General features: G+C 52.5%; 17 protein-coding genes. 10 read left to right on the top strand and 7 right to left on the bottom strand.

Annotation, left to right across the window (positions count from 1 at the left end; translation table 11 throughout):
• The first annotated feature begins 1 nt into the window (after position 1).
• Both D9742_RS12875 and D9742_RS12870 read left to right on the top strand, forming a co-directional pair.
• Entirely contained in the window at positions 2–859 is an 858-nt protein-coding gene (locus D9742_RS12875) for an HlyD family secretion protein (protein WP_130237147.1), read from the top strand.
• Complete coding sequence (locus D9742_RS12870) at positions 859–2871, top strand: FUSC family protein (protein WP_130237146.1); 2013 nt, start codon at positions 859–861, stop codon at positions 2869–2871. Before D9742_RS12875 ends, D9742_RS12870 begins: the two co-directional genes overlap by 1 nt.
• On the opposite strand, the gene sodC is transcribed toward D9742_RS12870, so the two are convergent.
• The 3 genes from sodC to D9742_RS12855 all read right to left on the bottom strand — a co-directional run bounded on the left by sodC (position 2872) and on the right by D9742_RS12855 (position 4657).
• Complete coding sequence (sodC, locus tag D9742_RS12865) at positions 2872–3393, bottom strand: superoxide dismutase [Cu-Zn] SodC (protein ID WP_001296937.1); 522 nt, start codon at positions 3391–3393, stop codon at positions 2872–2874. It abuts the gene before it with no gap.
• A gap of 79 nt (positions 3394–3472) precedes the next feature.
• Positions 3473–4369, bottom strand: a complete 897-nt coding sequence (locus D9742_RS12860; RefSeq protein ID WP_130237145.1) for an aldo/keto reductase family oxidoreductase — start codon at positions 4367–4369, stop codon at positions 3473–3475.
• A gap of 48 nt (positions 4370–4417) precedes the next feature.
• Positions 4418–4657, bottom strand: coding sequence for a DUF1289 domain-containing protein (locus D9742_RS12855; RefSeq protein WP_000840482.1), 240 nt, complete (start codon positions 4655–4657; stop codon positions 4418–4420).
• Between the two features lie 102 nt (positions 4658–4759).
• Here D9742_RS12855 and nemR point away from each other — a divergent pair, with 102 nt between their 5' ends.
• The 5 genes from nemR to D9742_RS12830 all read left to right on the top strand — a co-directional run bounded on the left by nemR (position 4760) and on the right by D9742_RS12830 (position 12440).
• The gene (gene nemR / locus D9742_RS12850) at positions 4760–5359 is read left to right on the top strand and encodes a DNA-binding transcriptional regulator NemR (protein ID WP_001536940.1); all 600 of its coding nucleotides are present in this window, start codon (positions 4760–4762) and stop codon (positions 5357–5359) included.
• A 37-nt stretch (positions 5360–5396) separates the two neighbouring features.
• Positions 5397–6494 (top strand): N-ethylmaleimide reductase, encoded by a 1098-nt coding sequence (nemA, locus tag D9742_RS12845; RefSeq protein ID WP_130237144.1) that lies wholly within the window; start codon positions 5397–5399, stop codon positions 6492–6494.
• Between the two features lie 80 nt (positions 6495–6574).
• Positions 6575–6982: a lactoylglutathione lyase gene (gloA, locus tag D9742_RS12840; protein WP_130237143.1), complete on the top strand. Its 408-nt coding sequence runs from the start codon at positions 6575–6577 to the stop codon at positions 6980–6982.
• A gap of 101 nt (positions 6983–7083) precedes the next feature.
• A complete protein-coding gene (gene rnt / locus D9742_RS12835) occupies positions 7084–7731 on the top strand; it encodes a ribonuclease T (protein ID WP_001282281.1) in 648 nt (215 codons plus the stop codon).
• Between the two features lie 92 nt (positions 7732–7823).
• Positions 7824–12440: an ATP-dependent helicase gene (locus tag D9742_RS12830; protein ID WP_130237142.1), complete on the top strand. Its 4617-nt coding sequence runs from the start codon at positions 7824–7826 to the stop codon at positions 12438–12440.
• A 50-nt stretch (positions 12441–12490) separates the two neighbouring features.
• Here the strand turns inward: D9742_RS12830 and grxD are convergent, their stop codons facing one another.
• On the bottom strand, positions 12491–12838 hold the full coding sequence (grxD, locus tag D9742_RS12825; protein WP_000108172.1) for a monothiol glutaredoxin 4: 348 nt from the start codon (positions 12836–12838) through the stop codon (positions 12491–12493).
• A 334-nt stretch (positions 12839–13172) separates the two neighbouring features.
• Here grxD and mepH point away from each other — a divergent pair, with 334 nt between their 5' ends.
• Together mepH and sodB are read left to right on the top strand one after the other, a co-directional pair.
• Positions 13173–14000 (top strand): peptidoglycan DD-endopeptidase MepH, encoded by an 828-nt coding sequence (mepH, locus tag D9742_RS12820; RefSeq protein ID WP_130237141.1) that lies wholly within the window; start codon positions 13173–13175, stop codon positions 13998–14000.
• A 127-nt stretch (positions 14001–14127) separates the two neighbouring features.
• Entirely contained in the window at positions 14128–14709 is a 582-nt protein-coding gene (gene sodB / locus D9742_RS12815; RefSeq protein ID WP_130237140.1) for a superoxide dismutase [Fe], read from the top strand.
• A 146-nt stretch (positions 14710–14855) separates the two neighbouring features.
• On the opposite strand, the gene D9742_RS12810 is transcribed toward sodB, so the two are convergent.
• Entirely contained in the window at positions 14856–16025 is a 1170-nt protein-coding gene (locus tag D9742_RS12810) for an MFS transporter (RefSeq protein WP_130237139.1), read from the bottom strand.
• Between the two features lie 165 nt (positions 16026–16190).
• Positions 16191–16280: a YnhF family membrane protein gene (locus tag D9742_RS12805; RefSeq protein ID WP_130237138.1), complete on the bottom strand. Its 90-nt coding sequence runs from the start codon at positions 16278–16280 to the stop codon at positions 16191–16193.
• A gap of 298 nt (positions 16281–16578) precedes the next feature.
• Here D9742_RS12805 and purR point away from each other — a divergent pair, with 298 nt between their 5' ends.
• Entirely contained in the window at positions 16579–17604 is a 1026-nt protein-coding gene (gene purR, locus D9742_RS12800) for an HTH-type transcriptional repressor PurR (RefSeq protein ID WP_000190978.1), read from the top strand.
• On the opposite strand, the gene punR is transcribed toward purR, so the two are convergent.
• Positions 17601–18533 (bottom strand): DNA-binding transcriptional activator PunR, encoded by a 933-nt coding sequence (gene punR / locus D9742_RS12795; protein WP_130237137.1) that lies wholly within the window; start codon positions 18531–18533, stop codon positions 17601–17603. The two genes, purR and punR, sit on opposite strands and share 4 nt — an antisense overlap.
• Positions 18534–18645 lie beyond the last annotated feature (112 nt).

The raw sequence follows: 18645 nt of genomic DNA, 5'->3' as shown, positions 1-18645 counted from the left end.
TATGTCAATTAAAACCATTAAGTATTTCTCAACAATAATTGTAGCAGTAGTTGCTGTTCTCGCCGGCTGGTGGCTCTGGAACTATTACATGCAGTCACCGTGGACGCGGGATGGCAAAATACGCGCAGAACAGGTCGCTATCACCCCACAAGTGTCCGGACGTATTGTTGAGATGAATATAAAAGACAACCAGTTGGTTAACGCTGGCGATATTCTGTTCACTATCGATAAAACGCCCTTCCAGATTGCCGAACTGAATGCCCAGGCCCAACTGGCGAAAGCGCAATCTGATCTTGCCAGAGCCAATAATGAGGCCAACCGCCGCCGTCATCTCTCGCAAAATTTTATCTCTGCCGAAGAACTGGATACCGCTAACCTCAATGTTAAAGCGATGCAGGCCAGCGTTGATGCCGCACAGGCGACGCTGAAACAGGCACAATGGCAACTGGCGCAAACGGAAATTCGCGCCCCGGTGAGTGGATGGGTCACCAACCTTACAACCCGCATCGGCGACTACGCCGACACAGGAAAACCGCTGTTTGCCCTCGTGGACAGTCACTCGTTCTACGTTATTGGTTATTTTGAAGAAACCAAATTGCGGCACATCCGCGACGATGCGCCAGCACACATTACGCTCTATAGCGATAACAAAACGTTACAGGGTCACGTATCCAGTATCGGTCGGGCAATTTATGATCAGAGCGTGGAAAACGATTCCAGCCTGATTCCAGACGTTAAACCTAACGTTCCCTGGGTTCGCCTCGCCCAGCGCGTCCCGGTTCGCTTTGCCCTTGATAATGTTCCCAGCGATGTCACGCTGGTATCCGGCACGACCTGTAGTATCGCAGTAGGTCAATAATGAACGCCTGGTCATGGTCCCTGCGCAACCTGCCCTGGTTTAAGGCCACGCTGGCACAATGGCGCTATGCGTTGCGCAATACCCTTGCCATGTGTCTGGCGCTGTCTGTTGCTTATTATTTAAACCTGGACGAGCCCTATTGGGCGATGACGTCAGCCGCGGTAGTGAGCTTCCCGACGGTTGGCGGTGTCATCAGCAAAAGCCTGGGGCGCATCGCTGGTAGTTTGCTGGGGGCTATCGCTGCGCTGATCCTTGCCGGGCATACTCTTAACGAACCGTGGTTCTTCCTGTTAAGCATGTCGGCATGGCTTGGTTTTTGCACCTGGGCCTGCGCGCATTTCACGAACAACGTGGCCTATGCGTTTCAACTGGCGGGTTACACAGCGGCGATTATCGCCTTTCCGATGGTCAATATCACTGAAGCAAGCCAGTTGTGGGACATTGCCCAGGCGCGCGTTTGCGAAGTGATCGTCGGTATTCTCTGCGGTGGGATGATGATGATGATCCTGCCGAGCACTTCCGATGCCACTGCCCTTTTAACCGCATTGAAAAACATGCACGCCCGTTTACTGGAACATGCCAGTTTGCTCTGGCAACCTGAAACAACCGATGCCATTCGTACCGCGCATGAAGGGGTGATTGGGCAAATACTGACCATGAATTTACTGCGAATTCAGGCATTCTGGAGCCACTATCGCTTCCGCCAGCAAAACGCACGCCTCAACGCGTTACTCCACCAGCAATTACGCATGACCAGTGTCATTTCGAGCTTGCGGCGTATGTTGCTCAACTGGCCATCACCGCCTGGTGCGATACGGGAAATTCTTGAACAGTTGCTAACGGCCCTCGCCAACGGGCAAACGGATTTTTACACCGTCGCGCGCATTATTGCCCCGCTACGCCCGATGAACTCTGCCGACTATCGGCATGTCGCCTTCTGGCATCGACTACGTTATTTTTGCCGTCTTTATCTGCAAAGTAGTCATGAATTACATCGCCTGGAAAGCGGCGCAGTTGATCAAACCAGACTCCCTCGCGCGTCCGGGCTGGCACGTCATACCGATAATGCGGAAGCCATGTGGAGCGGGCTGCGGACATTTTGTACGTTGATGTTGATTGGTGGGTGGAGTATTGCCTCGCAATGGGATGCCGGAGCCAATGCATTAACCCTGGCTGCGATTAGCTGCGTCCTTTATTCCGCCGTCGCAGCGCCGTTTAAGTCATTGACGCTGCTGATGCGCACGCTGGTATTGCTTTCGTTCTTTAGCTTTGTGGTTAAATTTGGTCTGATGGTCCAAATTAGCGAGCTGTGGCAATTTTTGCTGTTTCTTTTCCCCCTGCTGGCAACGATGCAGCTACTCAAGATACAAATACCAAAACAAGCCGCATTATGGGGGCAATTGATTGTTTTTATGGGCTCGTTTATCGCCGTTACCAACCCGCCGGTGTATGATTTTGCCGATTTTCTCAATGATAATCTGGCAAAAATCGTTGGCGTCGCGTTGGCGTGGTTAGCGTTCGCCATTCTGCGTCCAGGATCGGATGCTCGTAAAAGCCGCCGCCATATTCGCGCGCTGCGCCGGGATTTTGTCGATCAACTAAGCCGCCATCCAACACTGAGTGAAAGCGAATTTGAATCGCTCACTTATCATCACGTCAGTCAGTTGAGTAACAGCCAGGATGCGCTGGCTCGCCGTTGGTTATTACGCTGGGGTGTAGTGCTGCTGAACTGTTCTCATGTTGTCTGGCAATTGCGCGACTGGGAATCGCGTTCCGATCCGTTATCGCGAGTACGGGATAACTGTATTTCACTGTTGAGGGGAGTGATGAGTGAGCGTGGCGTTCAGCAAAAATCACTGGCGGCCACACTTGAAGAATTACAGCGGATTTGCGACAGCCTTGCCCGTCATCATCAACCTGCCGCCCGTGAGCTGGCGGCAATTGTCTGGCGGCTGTACTGCTCGCTTTCGCAACTTGAGCAAGCACCACCGCAAGGTACGCTGGCCTCTTAATTACTTAATTACACCACAGGCATAGCGTTCACCGCCACCGCCCAGCGGTTTAGGTTGATCGGACATATTATCGCCGCCAACGTGGACCATCAGCGCTTTGTCTTTGATTTCATCCAGTGATTTCAGACGAGGCGCGATGACGGCATCGGTAGCTTTGCCGTCATTATTGACTACCAGTGCAGGCAGATCGCCTAAATGCCCGGCACCTTCTGGCCCTTCATGTTTACCGGTATTTTGTGGATCAAGATGCCCGCCTGCGGATTCCGCGGCGCTGGCTTTGCCATCTTTGGTGGCTGGCTGGCAGCTTCCTTTGGCATGAATATGGAAGCCATGTTCACCGGGGGGTAATGCTTTCAGATCAGGTGAAAACTCCAGACCTTTATCGGTTTCAGTAATGGTGACGCTACCAATTGACTGCCCAACCCCTTGCGACGTCACGAGGTTCATCTCGACTTTTTCACTGGCGGCTTGTGCGCCGGTCGCAACAACCAGCGCCAGGATAGCCAGACTAAAACGCTTCATAGGACCTCCGTTCATTGTGCATACCCGTTAAGTGTAAACCAGTGACACATATTTGAACGGTGGGTATTCCTAAAAGCGCTTACGGTACGTCGTAACCTAATGCAGCTTTACGGATACGGAACCACTGCTGACGCGTCATTTTCAGGGCTTCTGCCTCTACTGCAGCCCGTACGCGCTCAATTTTACCGGAGCCAATTATCGGCAGCGGTTGCGACGGCAGACGTAATATCCAGGCATAAACAACCTGCTCAATCGTGGCCGCGTTTAATTCCTGGGCTATCACAGTGAGTTCATCCCGCAGCGGCTGGAAAAAATCATCATTGAACAGACGTCCACCACCAAGGCACGACCACGCCATTGGACGAATACGCAGTTGTTGTAGCTGATCAAGCGTACCATCCAGCAGCAACGGCTGATGTACCGGAGAAATTTCCACCTGATTGGTCGCAAGGGTAAACGGCAGGCGCGATTGCAACAGGGCAAATTGTGCAGGCGTGAAGTTGGATACGCCAAAATGGCGCACTTTGCCGCTCTGATGCAGATGCTTAAATGCATCCGCCACTTCATCGGCATCCATTAACGGGTCGGGACGGTGGATTAACAGCAGATCCAGATGGTCGGTCGCGAGATTAATCAGCGACTGTTCGGCGCTCTTAATGATGTGATCGCGGTCAGTGATGTAATGACCAATGACGTTTTCTTCACGCGCGGTCGTCGCGATACCGCATTTACTGACTATTTCCATCCGTTCACGCAGGTGAGGTGCCAGTTTCAGTGCCTCGCCAAACGCCGCTTCGCACTGATAGCCACCATAAATATCAGCATGGTCCACGGTGGTCACGCCGAGATCCAGATGCTCTTCAATAAAACTGACCAGCTGGCGGGCGGACATATTCCAGTCCATCAATCGCCAGTAGCCCATCACAAAACGGGAAAACTCCGGGCCTTGCGGCGCAATAGTAATACGCTGAACCATATTCGCTTCCTCTTATCAGATATGAGAGGAGTATACGCAAGATTAGGCTCAAAAGAGTGATGGTTGCTCCGGTTCGTCTGATGACGTGGGCTTATTTGCACGTAATTTGCGCATTAATCGCTGCCGACAAAGGCGCAGCACCTCTTGTTTTTCGCCATCGCTCATTTTATTCCAGTTAAAACGCTCATCCCGGCTTCGAAAACAGCCGCGACAAAACCCGCGTTCGTCAGACTGGCAAATTCCCCGGCACGGGCTCTGGACGGGAAAGAACTCTAATTGCTCCGCCACTTCGCCCTCCTCAGATAAGATTATTACCATTATTGAAGCTGTTAATGTCCAAAGTAGCAACTTTGCTTGCGCTAGACCGACTGGTCTACTACACTCCAACACATGAACAAACACACCGAACATGATACTCGTGAACATCTCCTGGCGACGGGCGAGCAACTTTGCCTGCAACGTGGATTCACCGGGATGGGGCTAAGCGAATTACTAAAAACCGCTGAAGTGCCGAAAGGGTCCTTCTATCACTACTTTCGCTCTAAAGAAGCGTTTGGCGTTGCCATGCTTGAGCGCCATTACGCCGCATATCACCAGCGACTGACGGAGTTGCTGCAATCCGGAGAAGGTAACTACCGCGACCGCATACTGGCTTATTACCAGCAGACACTTAACCAGTTTTGCCAACATGGAACCATCAGTGGTTGCCTGACAGTAAAACTCTCTGCCGAAGTGTGCGATCTGTCAGAAGATATGCGCAGCGCAATGGATAAAGGTGCTCGCGGCGTGATCGCCCTGCTCTCTCAGGCGCTGGAAAATGGTCGTAATAGCCATTGTTTAACCTTTTGCGGCGAACCGCTACAACAGGCGCAAGTGCTTTACGCGCTGTGGCTCGGCGCAAATCTGCAGGCCAAAATTTCGCGCAGTTTCGAGCCACTTGAAAACGCGCTGGCACATGTAAAAACCATTATTGCGACGTCTGCCGTTTAGCAGGCATTTTTTTATCACCAGACGACCGGGAGCCTTTATGTCATCTGAAAAACTGTATTCCCCACTGCAAGTGGGCGCGATCACGGCGGCAAACCGTATTTTTATGGCACCGCTGACGCGTCTGCGCAGTATTGAGCCGGGTGACATCCCAACCCCGTTGATGGCGGAATACTATCGCCAACGCGCCAGTGCTGGTTTGATCATTAGCGAGGCCACGCAAATTTCTGCCCAGGCAAAAGGGTATGCAGGCGCGCCTGGCATCCATAGCCCGGAGCAAATTGCTGCATGGAAAAAGATCACCGCTGGTGTTCATGCTGAAAACGGTCATATAGCCGTGCAACTGTGGCACACCGGGCGCATTTCTCACGCCAGCCTACAACCAGGCGGTCAGGCCCCGGTAGCACCTTCTGCGCTGAGTGCGGGGACTCGTACATCACTACGTGACGAAAATGGTCAGGCGATCCGCGTTGAAACCTCCATGCCGCGTGCGCTTGAACTGGAAGAGATTCCGGGTATCGTCAATGATTTCCGTCAGGCCATTGCTAACGCGCGTGAAGCCGGTTTTGATCTGGTGGAGCTCCACTCTGCTCACGGTTATTTGCTGCATCAGTTCCTTTCCCCTTCTTCAAACCATCGTACCGATCAGTACGGCGGCAGCGTGGAAAATCGCGCACGTCTGGTACTGGAAGTGGTCGATGCCGGGATTGAAGAATGGGGTGCCGATCGCATTGGCATTCGCGTTTCGCCAATCGGTACTTTCCAGAACACGGATAACGGCCCGAATGAAGAAGCCGATGCACTGTACCTGATTGAACAACTGGGTAAACGCGGCATTGCTTATCTGCATATGTCAGAACCAGATTGGGCGGGAGGTGAACCTTATACTGATGCGTTCCGCGAAAAAGTACGCGCCCGTTTCCACGGTCCGATTATCGGCGCGGGTGCATACACGGTAGAAAAAGCCGAAACGCTGATCGGCAAAGGATTAATTGATGCTGTGGCGTTTGGCCGTGACTGGATTGCGAACCCGGATCTGGTCGCCCGCTTGCAGCGCAAAGCTGAGCTTAACCCACAGCGTGCTGAAAGCTTCTATGGCGGTGGTGCGGAAGGCTATACTGACTATCCGACGCTGTAATCCAACATTGCGAGCGGCGCAAAGCCGCCGCTATACTAAAACAACATTTTGAATCTGTTAGCCATTTTGAGGATATAAAGATGCGTCTTCTTCACACCATGCTACGCGTTGGCGATCTACAACGTTCTATCGATTTTTATACCAAAGTGCTGGGTATGAAACTGCTGCGCACCAGCGAAAACCCGGAATACAAATACTCACTGGCGTTTGTTGGCTACGGCCCGGAAACCGAAGAAGCGGTGATTGAACTGACCTACAACTGGGGCGTGGATAAATACGAACTCGGCACCGCTTATGGCCATATCGCGCTTAGCGTCGAGAACGCCGCCGAAGCATGCGAAAAAATCCGTCAAAACGGCGGTAACGTTACCCGTGAAGCGGGTCCGGTAAAAGGCGGTACTACGGTTATCGCTTTTGTGGAAGATCCTGACGGTTACAAAATAGAATTGATTGAAGAGAAAGACGCTGGTCGCGGTCTGGGCAATTAATCTCCGCCGGGCGTGAATTCATCGCGCCCGCATCTTTACTGCATCAGCGGGTAATATTTGTCATAATGCGCGCTGCAATTTATCCGTATTAAGAGAATCAGATGTCCGATAACGCTCAACTTACCGGTCTGTGCGACCGTTTTCGTGGTTTTTATCCCGTTGTAATCGATGTAGAAACCGCCGGATTTAACGCCAAAACCGATGCGCTACTTGAGATTGCTGCCATCACCCTGAAAATGGATGAACAAGGCTGGCTGATGCCGGACACCACATTACATTTCCACGTCGAACCGTTTGTCGGTGCGAATTTGCAACCAGAAGCCCTCGCCTTCAACGGCATTGACCCAAACGATCCCGATCGCGGCGCGGTCAGCGAATACGAGGCGCTGCATGAAATTTTTAAAGTTGTACGTAAAGGCATTAAAGCGAGCGGCTGTAACCGCGCCATTATGGTGGCGCACAACGCCAATTTCGATCACAGCTTTATGATGGCCGCCGCAGAACGCGCCTCACTGAAACGTAACCCGTTCCACCCTTTCGCCACTTTCGACACCGCGGCGTTGGCCGGGCTGGCGCTTGGACAAACCGTATTATCAAAAGCCTGTCAGACCGCTGGCATGGACTTTGATAGCACCCAGGCACACTCCGCACTGTATGACACCGAACGCACTGCCGTGCTGTTTTGTGAAATCGTCAACCGCTGGAAACGTCTGGGAGGCTGGCCGTTGCCTGCCGCCGAAGAGGTGTAATCGAGTCGATGCCTGATGACATGCTATGATTCAGGCATCTATAGTGAGGCTATTCCACGCATCAAGCATGATATTCACGGGGAATAGCGTTAATGGCAGATAATCCAAACCCTTCATCGCCCCTGCCGGACGTGTTTTCACCGGCGACCCGCGACTGGTTTCTTCGCGCCTTTAAACAGCCGACCGCTGTCCAGTCGCAAACCTGGCATGTGGCGGCGCAAGGCGAACATGCGCTGGTGATTGCGCCGACTGGCTCCGGGAAAACGCTGGCAGCATTTCTCTACGCCCTCGATCAGCTCTTCCGCGAAGGCGGCGAAGATACCCGCGAGGCGCATAAACGTAAAACCTCACGCATCCTCTATATTTCACCGATAAAAGCCCTGGGCACCGACGTTCAGCGCAACTTGCAGATCCCGTTACAGGGTATTGCCGATGAACGGCGGCGGCGCGGCGAAACGGAAGTCAATCTTCGCGTGGGGATCCGTACTGGCGATACGCCTGCACAGGAACGCAGCAAACTCACCCGTAATCCGCCGGATATTCTGATCACCACACCCGAATCACTCTATCTGATGCTGACCTCCCGCGCGCGCGAAACGCTACGCGGCGTCGAAACGGTAATTATTGATGAAGTCCACGCGGTAGCGGGCAGTAAACGTGGCGCGCATCTGGCGTTAAGTCTGGAGCGGCTCGATGCGCTGCTCCACACCTCAGCACAGCGAATTGGCCTTTCTGCCACTGTGCGCTCCGCCAGCGATGTGGCAGCATTTCTTGGTGGCGATCGCCCGGTTACAGTAGTCAACCCGCCCGCAATGCGCCATCCGCAGATACGGATTGTCGTACCGGTCGCCAATATGGATGATGTCTCATCGGTCGCCAGCGGCACCGGCGAAGACAGCCATGCCGGCCGAGAAGGCTCCATCTGGCCGTATATTGAAACGGGTATCCTTGATGAAGTGTTGCGCCATCGCTCGACCATTGTCTTTACTAATTCGCGGGGGCTGGCGGAAAAACTGACGGCACGATTAAATGAGCTTTACGCCGCACGCTTACAGCGTTCCCCGTCTATCGCCGTTGATGCGGCCCATTTCGAGTCGACCTCTGGCGCAACCTCTAACCGTGTACAAAGTAGCGACGTTTTTATTGCCCGCTCACACCACGGCTCCGTCTCTAAAGAACAACGAGCAATCACCGAACAGGCGCTGAAATCGAGTGAATTACGCTGCGTGGTCGCAACCTCCAGTCTCGAACTGGGGATTGATATGGGCGCTGTGGATCTGGTGATTCAGGTGGCAACGCCGCTTTCTGTTGCCAGTGGGTTACAACGCATTGGACGTGCCGGACACCAGGTAGGAGGTATCTCCAAAGGGCTGTTTTTCCCCCGTACCCGACGTGACTTAGTCGATTCCGCAGTCATTGTAGAGTGTATGTTCGCAGGCAGGCTGGAAAACCTGACACCACCGCATAATCCACTTGACGTCCTTGCGCAGCAAACCGTTGCCGCCGCGGCGATGGATGCATTACAAGTAGACGAATGGTACTCCCGCGTACGCCGTGCCGCACCGTGGAAAGATCTGCCAAGACGTGTTTTTGACGCCACGCTGGATATGCTTTCCGGGCGCTATCCCTCTGGCGATTTTTCTGCTTTTCGACCAAAACTGGTCTGGAACAGGGAGACCGGGATATTGACCGCCCGACCTGGCGCTCAGCTGTTGGCGGTTACCAGCGGTGGCACCATTCCGGATCGTGGCATGTATAGCGTGTTATTACCCGAAGGTGAAGAACAGGCTGGTTCGCGGCGGGTGGGTGAACTGGATGAGGAGATGGTATATGAGTCGCGGGTGAACGATATTATCACTCTCGGCGCAACCTCATGGCGGATCCAGCAAATCACCCGCGATCAGGTGATTGTGACTCCTGCTCCGGGTCGTTCTGCCCGGCTCCCCTTCTGGCGTGGTGAAGGTAACGGACGTCCGGCTGAATTAGGCGAGATGATCGGCGATTTTCTCCATTTGCTGGCGGATGGAGCGTTCTTTTCCGGGACTATTCCCCCGTGGCTGGCAGAAGAAAATACGATCGCCAATATTCAGGGGTTGATTGACGAGCAGCGCAACGCGACGGGTATTGTTCCGGGGAGTCGTCATCTGGTCCTCGAACGATGCCGTGATGAAATTGGCGACTGGCGTATTATTTTGCACTCTCCCTATGGAAGACGGGTGCATGAACCCTGGGCGCTGGCGATTGCCGGGCGAATACATGCGCTATGGGGCGCTGACGCGTCAGTGGTCGCCAGTGATGACGGCATTGTTGCGCGCATTCCTGACACCGATGGTAAATTGCCCGATGCCGCGATTTTTTTGTTTGAACCAGAAAAGTTGCTGCAAATTGTCCGCGAGGCGGTAGGCAGTTCGGCACTTTTCGCCGCCCGTTTTCGCGAATGCGCTGCGCGGGCATTATTAATGCCGGGCCGCACTCCGGGCCATCGCACCCCGCTCTGGCAACAACGGCTGCGTGCCAGTCAGTTGCTGGAAATCGCTCAGGGATATCCGGATTTTCCGGTCATTCTCGAAACCCTACGCGAATGTCTGCAAGATGTTTATGATCTTCCTGCACTGGAACGTTTGATGCATCGCCTCAACGGTGGCGAAATTCAAATATCCGATGTAACGACCACTACTCCCTCGCCTTTCGCAACCAGTTTATTGTTCGGCTATGTCGCGGAATTTATGTACCAGAGCGACGCCCCGCTGGCAGAACGCAGGGCATCCGTACTGTCGCTGGACAGCGAGTTACTGCGCAATCTACTCGGACAGGTCGATCCGGGTGAATTACTCGACCCGCAGGTCATTCGCCAGGTGGAAGAAGAGTTGCAACGACTGGCTCCTGGCAGAAGAGCGAAAGGTGAAGAAGGATTGTTCGACCTGCTGCGCGAACTGGGGCCAATGACCGTTGAAGACCTGGCACAACGGCATACAGGCAGCAGTGAAGAGATTGCGTCGTATCTGGAAAATCTTCTTGCAGTAAAACGAATCTTCCCGGCGATGATTAGCGGACAGGAGCGTCTTGCCTGTATGGATGATGCCGCCAGGCTGCGCGATGCCCTCGGCGTACAACTACCAGAGTCTCTGCCAGAGATTTATTTGCATAGAGTCAGTTACCCGCTTCGCGACCTCTTTCTGCGCTATCTCCGGGCTCATGCTCTGGTCACGGCTGAACAACTGGCTCATGAGTTTAGTCTCGGTATTGCCATTGTCGAAGAGCAGCTTCAGCAACTGCGCGAACAGGGTCTGGTGATGAATCTGCAACAAGACATCTGGGTGAGCGATGAAGTATTTCGTCGTCTGCGTTTGCGCTCGCTGCAAGCCGCCAGAGAAGCGACGCGTCCCGTTGCAGCCACGACCTATGCGCGATTGCTGCTGGAACGTCAGGGCGTATTACCCGCCACCGATGGTAGCCCGGCGCTCTTTGCCTCAACATCGCCAGGCGTTTATGAGGGTGTGGATGGCGTGATGCGGGTGATCGAACAGCTTGCCGGAGTCGGTTTACCCGCCTCACTCTGGGAAAGCCAGATCCTGCCTGCCCGCGTACGCGACTATTCGCCAGAAATGCTCGATGAATTACTGGCAACCGGTGCGGTTATCTGGTCGGGGCAAAAAAAGCTGGGTGAAGATGACGGCCTGGTGGCACTGCATCTACAGGAATATGCCGCAGAATCGTTCACTCCCGCCGAAGCGGATCAGGCGAATCGTTCGGCGCTGCAGCAAGCGATAGTCGCTGTTCTGGCTGACGGAGGAGCCTGGTTTGCCCAACAAATCAGCCAACGGATACGCGATAAAATCGGCGAATCGGTTGATCCCTCGGCCCTGCAAGAGGCGTTATGGGCGCTGGTCTGGCAAGGCGTCATCACCAGCGATATTTGGGCACCGTTACGCGCCCTCACCCGCAGCAGTTCCAACGCAGGCACCTCAACTCGCCGTAGTCACCGGGCTCGTCATGGACGTCCTGTCTATGCACAACCCGTCTCGCCGCTGGTATCTTACAACACACCAAAGCTGGCTGGACGCTGGTCGTTATTGCAGGTGGAGCCACTAAACGATACCGAAAGGATGCTGACGCTGGCGGAAAATATGCTCGACCGCTACGGCATCATCAGTCGTCAGGCGGTGATAGCCGAAAATATCCCTGGCGGATTTCCATCGATGCAAACGCTTTGTCGAAGTATGGAAGACTCCGGGCGAATTATGCGAGGTCGTTTTGTAGAAGGTCTGGGTGGCGCGCAATTCGCTGAACGTCTGACTATTGACCGATTGCGCGATCTGGCGACACAAGCCAAGCAAACGCGCCACTATACACCAGTGGCGCTCTCTGCCAACGATCCGGCTAATGCGTGGGGAAATCTTCTGCCCTGGCCTGCACATCCGGCAACGCTGGTTCCAACGCGTCGGGCGGGTGCGCTGGTGGTCGTTTCTGGCGGAAAATTGTTACTCTATCTGGCGCAAGGTGGCAAAAAAATGCTGGTCTGGCAGGAAAAAGAGGAATTACTCGCCCCAGAGGTTTTCCACGCGCTGACTACCGCACTGCGTCGCGAACCACGGCTGCGCTTTACGCTAACAGAAGTGAATGATCTACCGGTCCGGCAAACGCCGATGTTTACGCTACTACGTGAGGCGGGATTTTCAAGTTCGCCACAAGGGCTGGATTGGGGATAGATAAAGAACTGACGGATGCCTGTTAGCATCCGTCAGCATTGCGGGACGGATTATTCTGCATCCGGCTCTTCAGACTTGTATTTAGCAGCAGTTTCTTTGATCAGTTGCTGCAATTCGCCACGCTGATACATTTCAATCACGATATCACAACCACCTACCAGCTCGCCGTCAACCCACAGCTGTGGGAAAGTCGGCCAGTTAGCGTATTTTGGCAGTTCCGCACGAATGTCCGGATTCTGCAGGATATCAACGTAGGCAAAACGTTCGCCACAAGCGGCAAGCGCCTGGACTGCCTGAGCAGAAAAACCGCAGCTTGGCAGTTTTGGTGAACCTTTCATGTACAGCAGGATCGGGTTTTCAGCAATCTGGCGTTGGATTTTTTCGATAGTGGTGCTCATTGTCTTGCTTCCTCAAACTTCTTTACGGCAGTAATCTGACATTGTAGCGGGTCAGTGCGGCATCGGAAAATAACATTTTCATCACGCTTTTGCTATTTTATCCCTTTGCACTATTTGTTGCATTTCAAATATTCATTTCTTCTCTGCTGCGCTGCAAGCTGGTGTATTTGTGACCATTTTTAGCTTTCACTGCTGCTTTTTTTTGCGCTCACCGACGAAACGTATTTTTTAACAATAAAAGCTATTAACTTTCTCATCTTCTATGCATTAGAATCATCAAGTTTTGTAAATCAGACGCAGGCATGATAGACCTGCCTTAACAGAGGGACGCTCAGTGGCGCGGATAAACCGTATTTCGATCACGCTCTGTGCTTTACTTTTTACCACCCTGCCTTTAACGCCTATGGCCCATGCTTCAAAGCAAGCCAGGGAGAGTTCTGCTACCACTCATATCACCAAAAAAGCAGATAAAAAGAAAAGCACGGCAACCACCAAAAAGACCCAGAAAGCCAGCCAGAAAACAGCGAAAAAAGCCACCAGTAAAAGTACGACCAAAAGCAAAACCGCTTCTTCCGTTAAAAAATCTTCTATTACCGCTTCTAAAAACGCCAAAATTCGCAGCAAACAAGCCGTCAATAAAACGGCCTCAGCCAGCTTTACAGAAAAGTGTACCAAACGTAAGGGCTATAAATCGCATTGTGTGAAAGTCAAAAATGCTGCGTCAGGAACTATTGCCGACGCGCACAAAGCGAAGGTGCAAAAAGCCACTACAGTGGCAATGAATAAATTGATGCAGCAAATTGGTAAGCCATATCGTTGGGGCGGCAGCTCACCGCGTACCGGTTTTGATTGCAGCGGCCTGGTTTATTACGCTTATAAAGATTTGGTGAAAATTCGTATTCCGCGCACTGCGAATGAAATGTATCACCTGCGCGATGCGGCGCCTATCGATCGCAGCGAACTGAAAAATGGTGACCTGGTCTTCTTCCGCACGCAAGGGCGTGGGACGGCCGATCACGTAGGCGTGTATGTTGGCAATGGTAAATTTATTCAGTCACCACGCAGTGGCCAGGAAATACAAATCACGTCGTTAAGTGAAGATTACTGGCAACGCCACTATGTTGGCGCTCGTCGGGTAATGACCCCAAAAACACTTCGCTAAAAGTTTACCCTGTTGTTACGGCAACAGGGTAAGTTCATCTTTTGTATCACCTTTTAATTTGCTACCCTATCCGCACTCACAATAAGGCTATTGTGTGTATACCAATGAATAATAAAGGAGAGTAGCAATGTCATTCGAATTACCTGCACTACCATATGCTAAAGACGCTCTGGTTCCGCATATTTCTGCGGAAACCATCGAGTATCACTACGGCAAACATCATCAGACTTATGTCACTAACCTGAACAACCTGATTAAAGGCACCGAGTTTGAAGGTAAATCACTGGAAGAGATTATTCGCAGCTCTGAAGGTGGCGTATTCAACAACGCAGCTCAGGTCTGGAACCACACTTTCTACTGGAACTGCCTGGCACCGAACGCCGGTGGCGAACCGACTGGCGAAGTCGCTGAAGCTATCGCCGCATCTTTCGGTAGCTTTGCCGATTTCAAAGCACAGTTTACTGACGCTGCGATCAAAAACTTTGGTTCTGGCTGGACCTGGCTGGTGAAAAACAGCGATGGCAAACTGGCTATCGTTTCTACCTCTAATGCTGGTACTCCGCTGACCACCGATGCGACCCCGCTGCTGACCGTTGATGTCTGGGAACATGCTTACTACATCGACTATCGCAATGCGCGTCCTGGTTACCTGGAACACTTCTGGGCGCTGGTGAACTGGGAATTCGTAGCGAAAAATCTCGCTGCATAATAACTGATGGCAAATGCAACATTGCCTGATGCTCTACGCTTGTCAGGCCTCCGCGGATGAGGCGTTAACATCGCATCCGGCAAGATAAAACGCAATTTGCCTGCAAACTGTAACGCAGAAGGTATCCCTTCTGCGTTTTTGTTTTATTAGCTGTTGGCAACGCAAACTGCTTCCGGTTGTTTTCGGGCTGACATAAACACCAGCAATAATGCCAGTCCCGCAACAATCGCCCCCATCACCGGTACAAAACTGTATCCCAGCCCACCGGAAATTACCGCACCACCAGCAGCTGCACCCAGTGCATTTCCAAGATTAAAGGCACCAATATTCACCGATGAAGACAGACCTGGCGCTTCGCTGGCAACTCGCATCACGCGCATCTGTAATGGCGGTACAACCGCAAAGGTTGCAGCCCCCCACACCACCATGCTGATAGCTGCACCGAACTCATTGCGGGCCAGGAACGGGATTGCCAGCATAATCACCATCAGCAGCAACAAGAAGCCTTTCAACGTGCCGTTGACTGAACGATCTGCAAGTTTGCCGCCGAGATAGTTACCGATAGAGAATCCGACACCAATCAGTACCAGCATTGCCGTTACGAATACCGGTGTCGCGTGGGTGATACTTTGCAGTACCGGAGAAATATAGGTATAGAGCGTAAACATTGCGCCAGCTCCCAGCACCGTCGTCAGCAATGCGGAAAGCACCTGCGGACGCAGCAATACCGCCAGCTCTTTTTTCACATCCGGTCGCGCTCCTGCGCCGCCTTTCGGTAAAGAGAAGAACAGGCTAACCATTGAAATTACGCCCAGCCCCGCCGTTGCCAGAAATGACATCCGCCAGCCGATGGTTTCACCCAACCAGGTTGCCGCCGGCACGCCACCGATATTTGCCAGAGTTAAGCCCATAAACATAGTGGCGACGGCGCTGGCCTGTTTGTGTTTAGGTACAACGCTCGCAGCCACGACTGACCCCAAACCAAAGAACGCCCCGTGATTCAGACTGGTCAAAATGCGTGAAAGCATCAGCGTCGTATAATCCGGCGCGATAGCAGAAAGTACGTTGCCAAGAGTGAAAATGGCCATCAGGAAAATAAGCGCACTGCGCCGGGCGCGATGTGACAGCAGTAATGTCATCAGCGGCGCGCCAACCATCACGCCAACCGCATAGGCGCTGATTAGCATGCCCGCAGCAGGAATCGAGACATCCACACCGCGCGCAATGACGGGTAACAGGCCCATTGGCGAGAACTCCGTTGTCCCGATACCAAACGCGCCAACTGCCAGCGCCAACAACGGATAGTTAATTTTCATGCCTAATCTCCACCTCTTCGCGTCATTACGCGATATTCATCAAAGTGGCGAAAGCATGACAGCAATCACAAAAAATTGAAAATAACAAAAAGAGAAAACACTTTTGTCATTTTGCTAACAAAAGGGAAGAGAGTGCGAGGGAGGATGCGCTCCCTCGAAGGGAAATCAGTGCAGCGCGGCAGTCAAACCTACGGCCACGATCAAACCGAGGACAATAATGGTTGTTATCAGTGAAGATTTAAGGTCGGTACTCATCAAGTTTTCTCCTTTTCTATTACCCTACAAAAAGTGATATTACGCATTTTTACACACTGTGAAGAAAAAATCTCCCGTCATTTATAATGATAAGTGTTTTTACCACTTCCCCTTTTCATCAAGATCGGCCAAAATTCCACGCTTACACTATTTGCGTACTGGCCATTGACCCCTTCCTGACGCTCTGTGTCGTTTTTCCGGCGTACCGCAACACTTTTGTTGCGCGTAAGGTGTGTAAAGGCAAACGTTTACCTTGCGATTTTGCAGGAGCTGAAGTTAGGGTCTGGAGTGAAATGGAATGGCAACAATAAAAGATGTAGCGAAGCGAGCAAACGTTTCCACTACAACTGTGTCACACGTTATAAACAAAACTCGTTTCGTCGCTGAAGAAACGCGCAACGCCGTGTGGGCAGCGATTAAAGAATTACACTACTCCCCTAGCGCGGTAGCGCGTAGCCTGAAGGTTAACCATACCAAGTCTATCGGCTTGCTGGCGACCAGCAGCGAAGCGGCCTATTTTGCGGAGATCATCGAAGCGGTTGAAAAAAATTGCTTCCAGAAAGGTTACACGCTGATCCTCGGTAACGCATGGAACAACCTGGAGAAACAGCGGGCCTATCTGTCGATGATGGCGCAAAAGCGCGTCGATGGCCTGCTGGTCATGTGTTCTGAGTATCCGGAACCGTTGCTGGCGATGCTGGAAGAGTATCGCCATATCCCGATGGTGGTAATGGACTGGGGCGAAGCAAAAGCAGACTTTACCGATGCGGTCATCGATAACGCTTTTGAAGGCGGCTACATGGCCGGACGCTATCTGATTGAACGCGGTCATCGCGAAATTGGTGTCATCCCCGGTCCTCTTGAACGTAATACCGGTGCGGGTCGTCTGGCAGGGTTTATGAAGGCGATGGAAGAAGCGATGATCAAGGTGCCGGAAAACTGGATTGTGCAAGGTGACTTTGAACCTGAATCCGGTTATCGCGCTATGCAGCAAATCCTGTCGCAACCGCATCGCCCTACTGCTGTCTTCTGTGGCGGCGATATCATGGCAATGGGCGCACTTTGCGCGGCTGATGAAATGGGTCTGCGCGTACCGCAGGATGTTTCGCTGATTGGTTATGATAACGTGCGCAACGCCCGCTATTTTACCCCGGCGTTGACCACTATCCATCAGCCAAAAGATTCGCTTGGCGAAACGGCGTTCAACATGCTGTTAGACCGTATCGTCAACAAACGCGAAGAACCGCAGTCTATCGAAGTTCATCCGCGGCTTATTGAACGCCGTTCCGTGGCTGACGGTCCGTTCCGCGACTATCGTCGTTAATCATCCGTTGCGGGGGTCTCTCCAGGCTCCCGCAACCACTCCTTATTTAGCGTCTCACTATCGCCGAGATACTCCAGCAACCAGGTTAACGCTGGTGACATGTCATTTTGCTGCCATGTCAGACAACATGCTGAGTCAGGGAATGGATTTTCCAGTTCTAATGCCACCCACTTCCCTTCATTGAGCCAGGGTTTAGCGAAATGCGTCGGCACCATGCCAATGCATAATCCAGCCGAGATACAGGTTGCCGATGATTCCCAGTCAGGCACTACCAACCTTTTTTGGTTATCGAGCAGCCAGGTAATACGTTTGGGCAGCGTACGTGAGGTGTCTTCGCGCACCAGCGATGGCCAATTGCGCAACGTGTCGTCGCTAAACGGCCCATTCATCGACGCAAGCGGATGATGGCTGGCAACAACACAACTCCAGCTTAACATTCCCATATCCCGGAAGGCATAACGGCCTCCGACCGGAATCGCTCGTGTCGCGCCAATCGCCAGTTCCACGCGCCCATCGGAAAGCGCATCCCAGACGCCGTTGAACACTTCCTGAAATACCAGAAGTTCCACATCATCAAAATGACGATAGAAATCAACGATCATCTGCCGTGTGCGTTCTGGCCTGACAATATTATCTACCGCGATGGCTAACTGACCGCGCCAGCCGTTCGCTATCTGCTGGCATTGCTGGCGAGTGATCTGCATTTTTTTGACAACAGACCGTCCTTCTTTGAGAAACCACACCCCGGCAGCGGTCAGTTCCACATCACGATGCCGCCGTTCAAAAAGCGGCACGGCCAGCCACTCTTCCAGTTGACGCACGGTATAGCTGACCGCAGAAGGAACACGATGCAACTCCTGGGCCGCAGCGCTGAAGCTGCCATTTCGCGCCACCGCATCAATGACTTCCAGAGAATACTCGGACCACATAGTTTGCCTGCAAAATTTTTGAAATCAGTCATCAAATATTACCGTTTCACAACACGAATTTCACTCCCTACACTTTGCGGCGGTGTTTAATTGATAGATTTAGAGAATATAC

Origin of the sequence: Escherichia sp. E1V33, assembly GCF_004211955.1 — a bacterium.
GTDB lineage: Bacteria > Pseudomonadota > Gammaproteobacteria > Enterobacterales > Enterobacteriaceae > Escherichia.
This window is presented reverse-complemented; position numbering and strand designations above follow the sequence as displayed.

What these genes read in the sequence shown, in the direction of transcription:
- D9742_RS12875 (WP_130237147.1), top strand. Translation starts at nt 2, where the DNA reads ATGTCAATTAAAACCATTAAGTATTTCTCAACAATAATTGTAGCAGTA.
- D9742_RS12870 (WP_130237146.1), top strand. Translation starts at nt 859, where the DNA reads ATGAACGCCTGGTCATGGTCCCTGCGCAACCTGCCCTGGTTTAAGGCC.
- sodC (WP_001296937.1), bottom strand. Translation starts at nt 3,393, where the DNA reads ATGAAGCGTTTTAGTCTGGCTATCCTGGCGCTGGTTGTTGCGACCGGC.
- D9742_RS12860 (WP_130237145.1), bottom strand. Translation starts at nt 4,369, where the DNA reads ATGGTTCAGCGTATTACTATTGCGCCGCAAGGCCCGGAGTTTTCCCGT.
- nemR (WP_001536940.1), top strand. Translation starts at nt 4,760, where the DNA reads ATGAACAAACACACCGAACATGATACTCGTGAACATCTCCTGGCGACG.
- nemA (WP_130237144.1), top strand. Translation starts at nt 5,397, where the DNA reads ATGTCATCTGAAAAACTGTATTCCCCACTGCAAGTGGGCGCGATCACG.
- gloA (WP_130237143.1), top strand. Translation starts at nt 6,575, where the DNA reads ATGCGTCTTCTTCACACCATGCTACGCGTTGGCGATCTACAACGTTCT.
- rnt (WP_001282281.1), top strand. Translation starts at nt 7,084, where the DNA reads ATGTCCGATAACGCTCAACTTACCGGTCTGTGCGACCGTTTTCGTGGT.
- D9742_RS12830 (WP_130237142.1), top strand. Translation starts at nt 7,824, where the DNA reads ATGGCAGATAATCCAAACCCTTCATCGCCCCTGCCGGACGTGTTTTCA.
- grxD (WP_000108172.1), bottom strand. Translation starts at nt 12,838, where the DNA reads ATGAGCACCACTATCGAAAAAATCCAACGCCAGATTGCTGAAAACCCG.
- sodB (WP_130237140.1), top strand. Translation starts at nt 14,128, where the DNA reads ATGTCATTCGAATTACCTGCACTACCATATGCTAAAGACGCTCTGGTT.
- D9742_RS12810 (WP_130237139.1), bottom strand. Translation starts at nt 16,025, where the DNA reads ATGAAAATTAACTATCCGTTGTTGGCGCTGGCAGTTGGCGCGTTTGGT.
- D9742_RS12805 (WP_130237138.1), bottom strand. Translation starts at nt 16,280, where the DNA reads ATGAGTACCGACCTTAAATCTTCACTGATAACAACCATTATTGTCCTC.
- purR (WP_000190978.1), top strand. Translation starts at nt 16,579, where the DNA reads ATGGCAACAATAAAAGATGTAGCGAAGCGAGCAAACGTTTCCACTACA.
- punR (WP_130237137.1), bottom strand. Translation starts at nt 18,533, where the DNA reads ATGTGGTCCGAGTATTCTCTGGAAGTCATTGATGCGGTGGCGCGAAAT.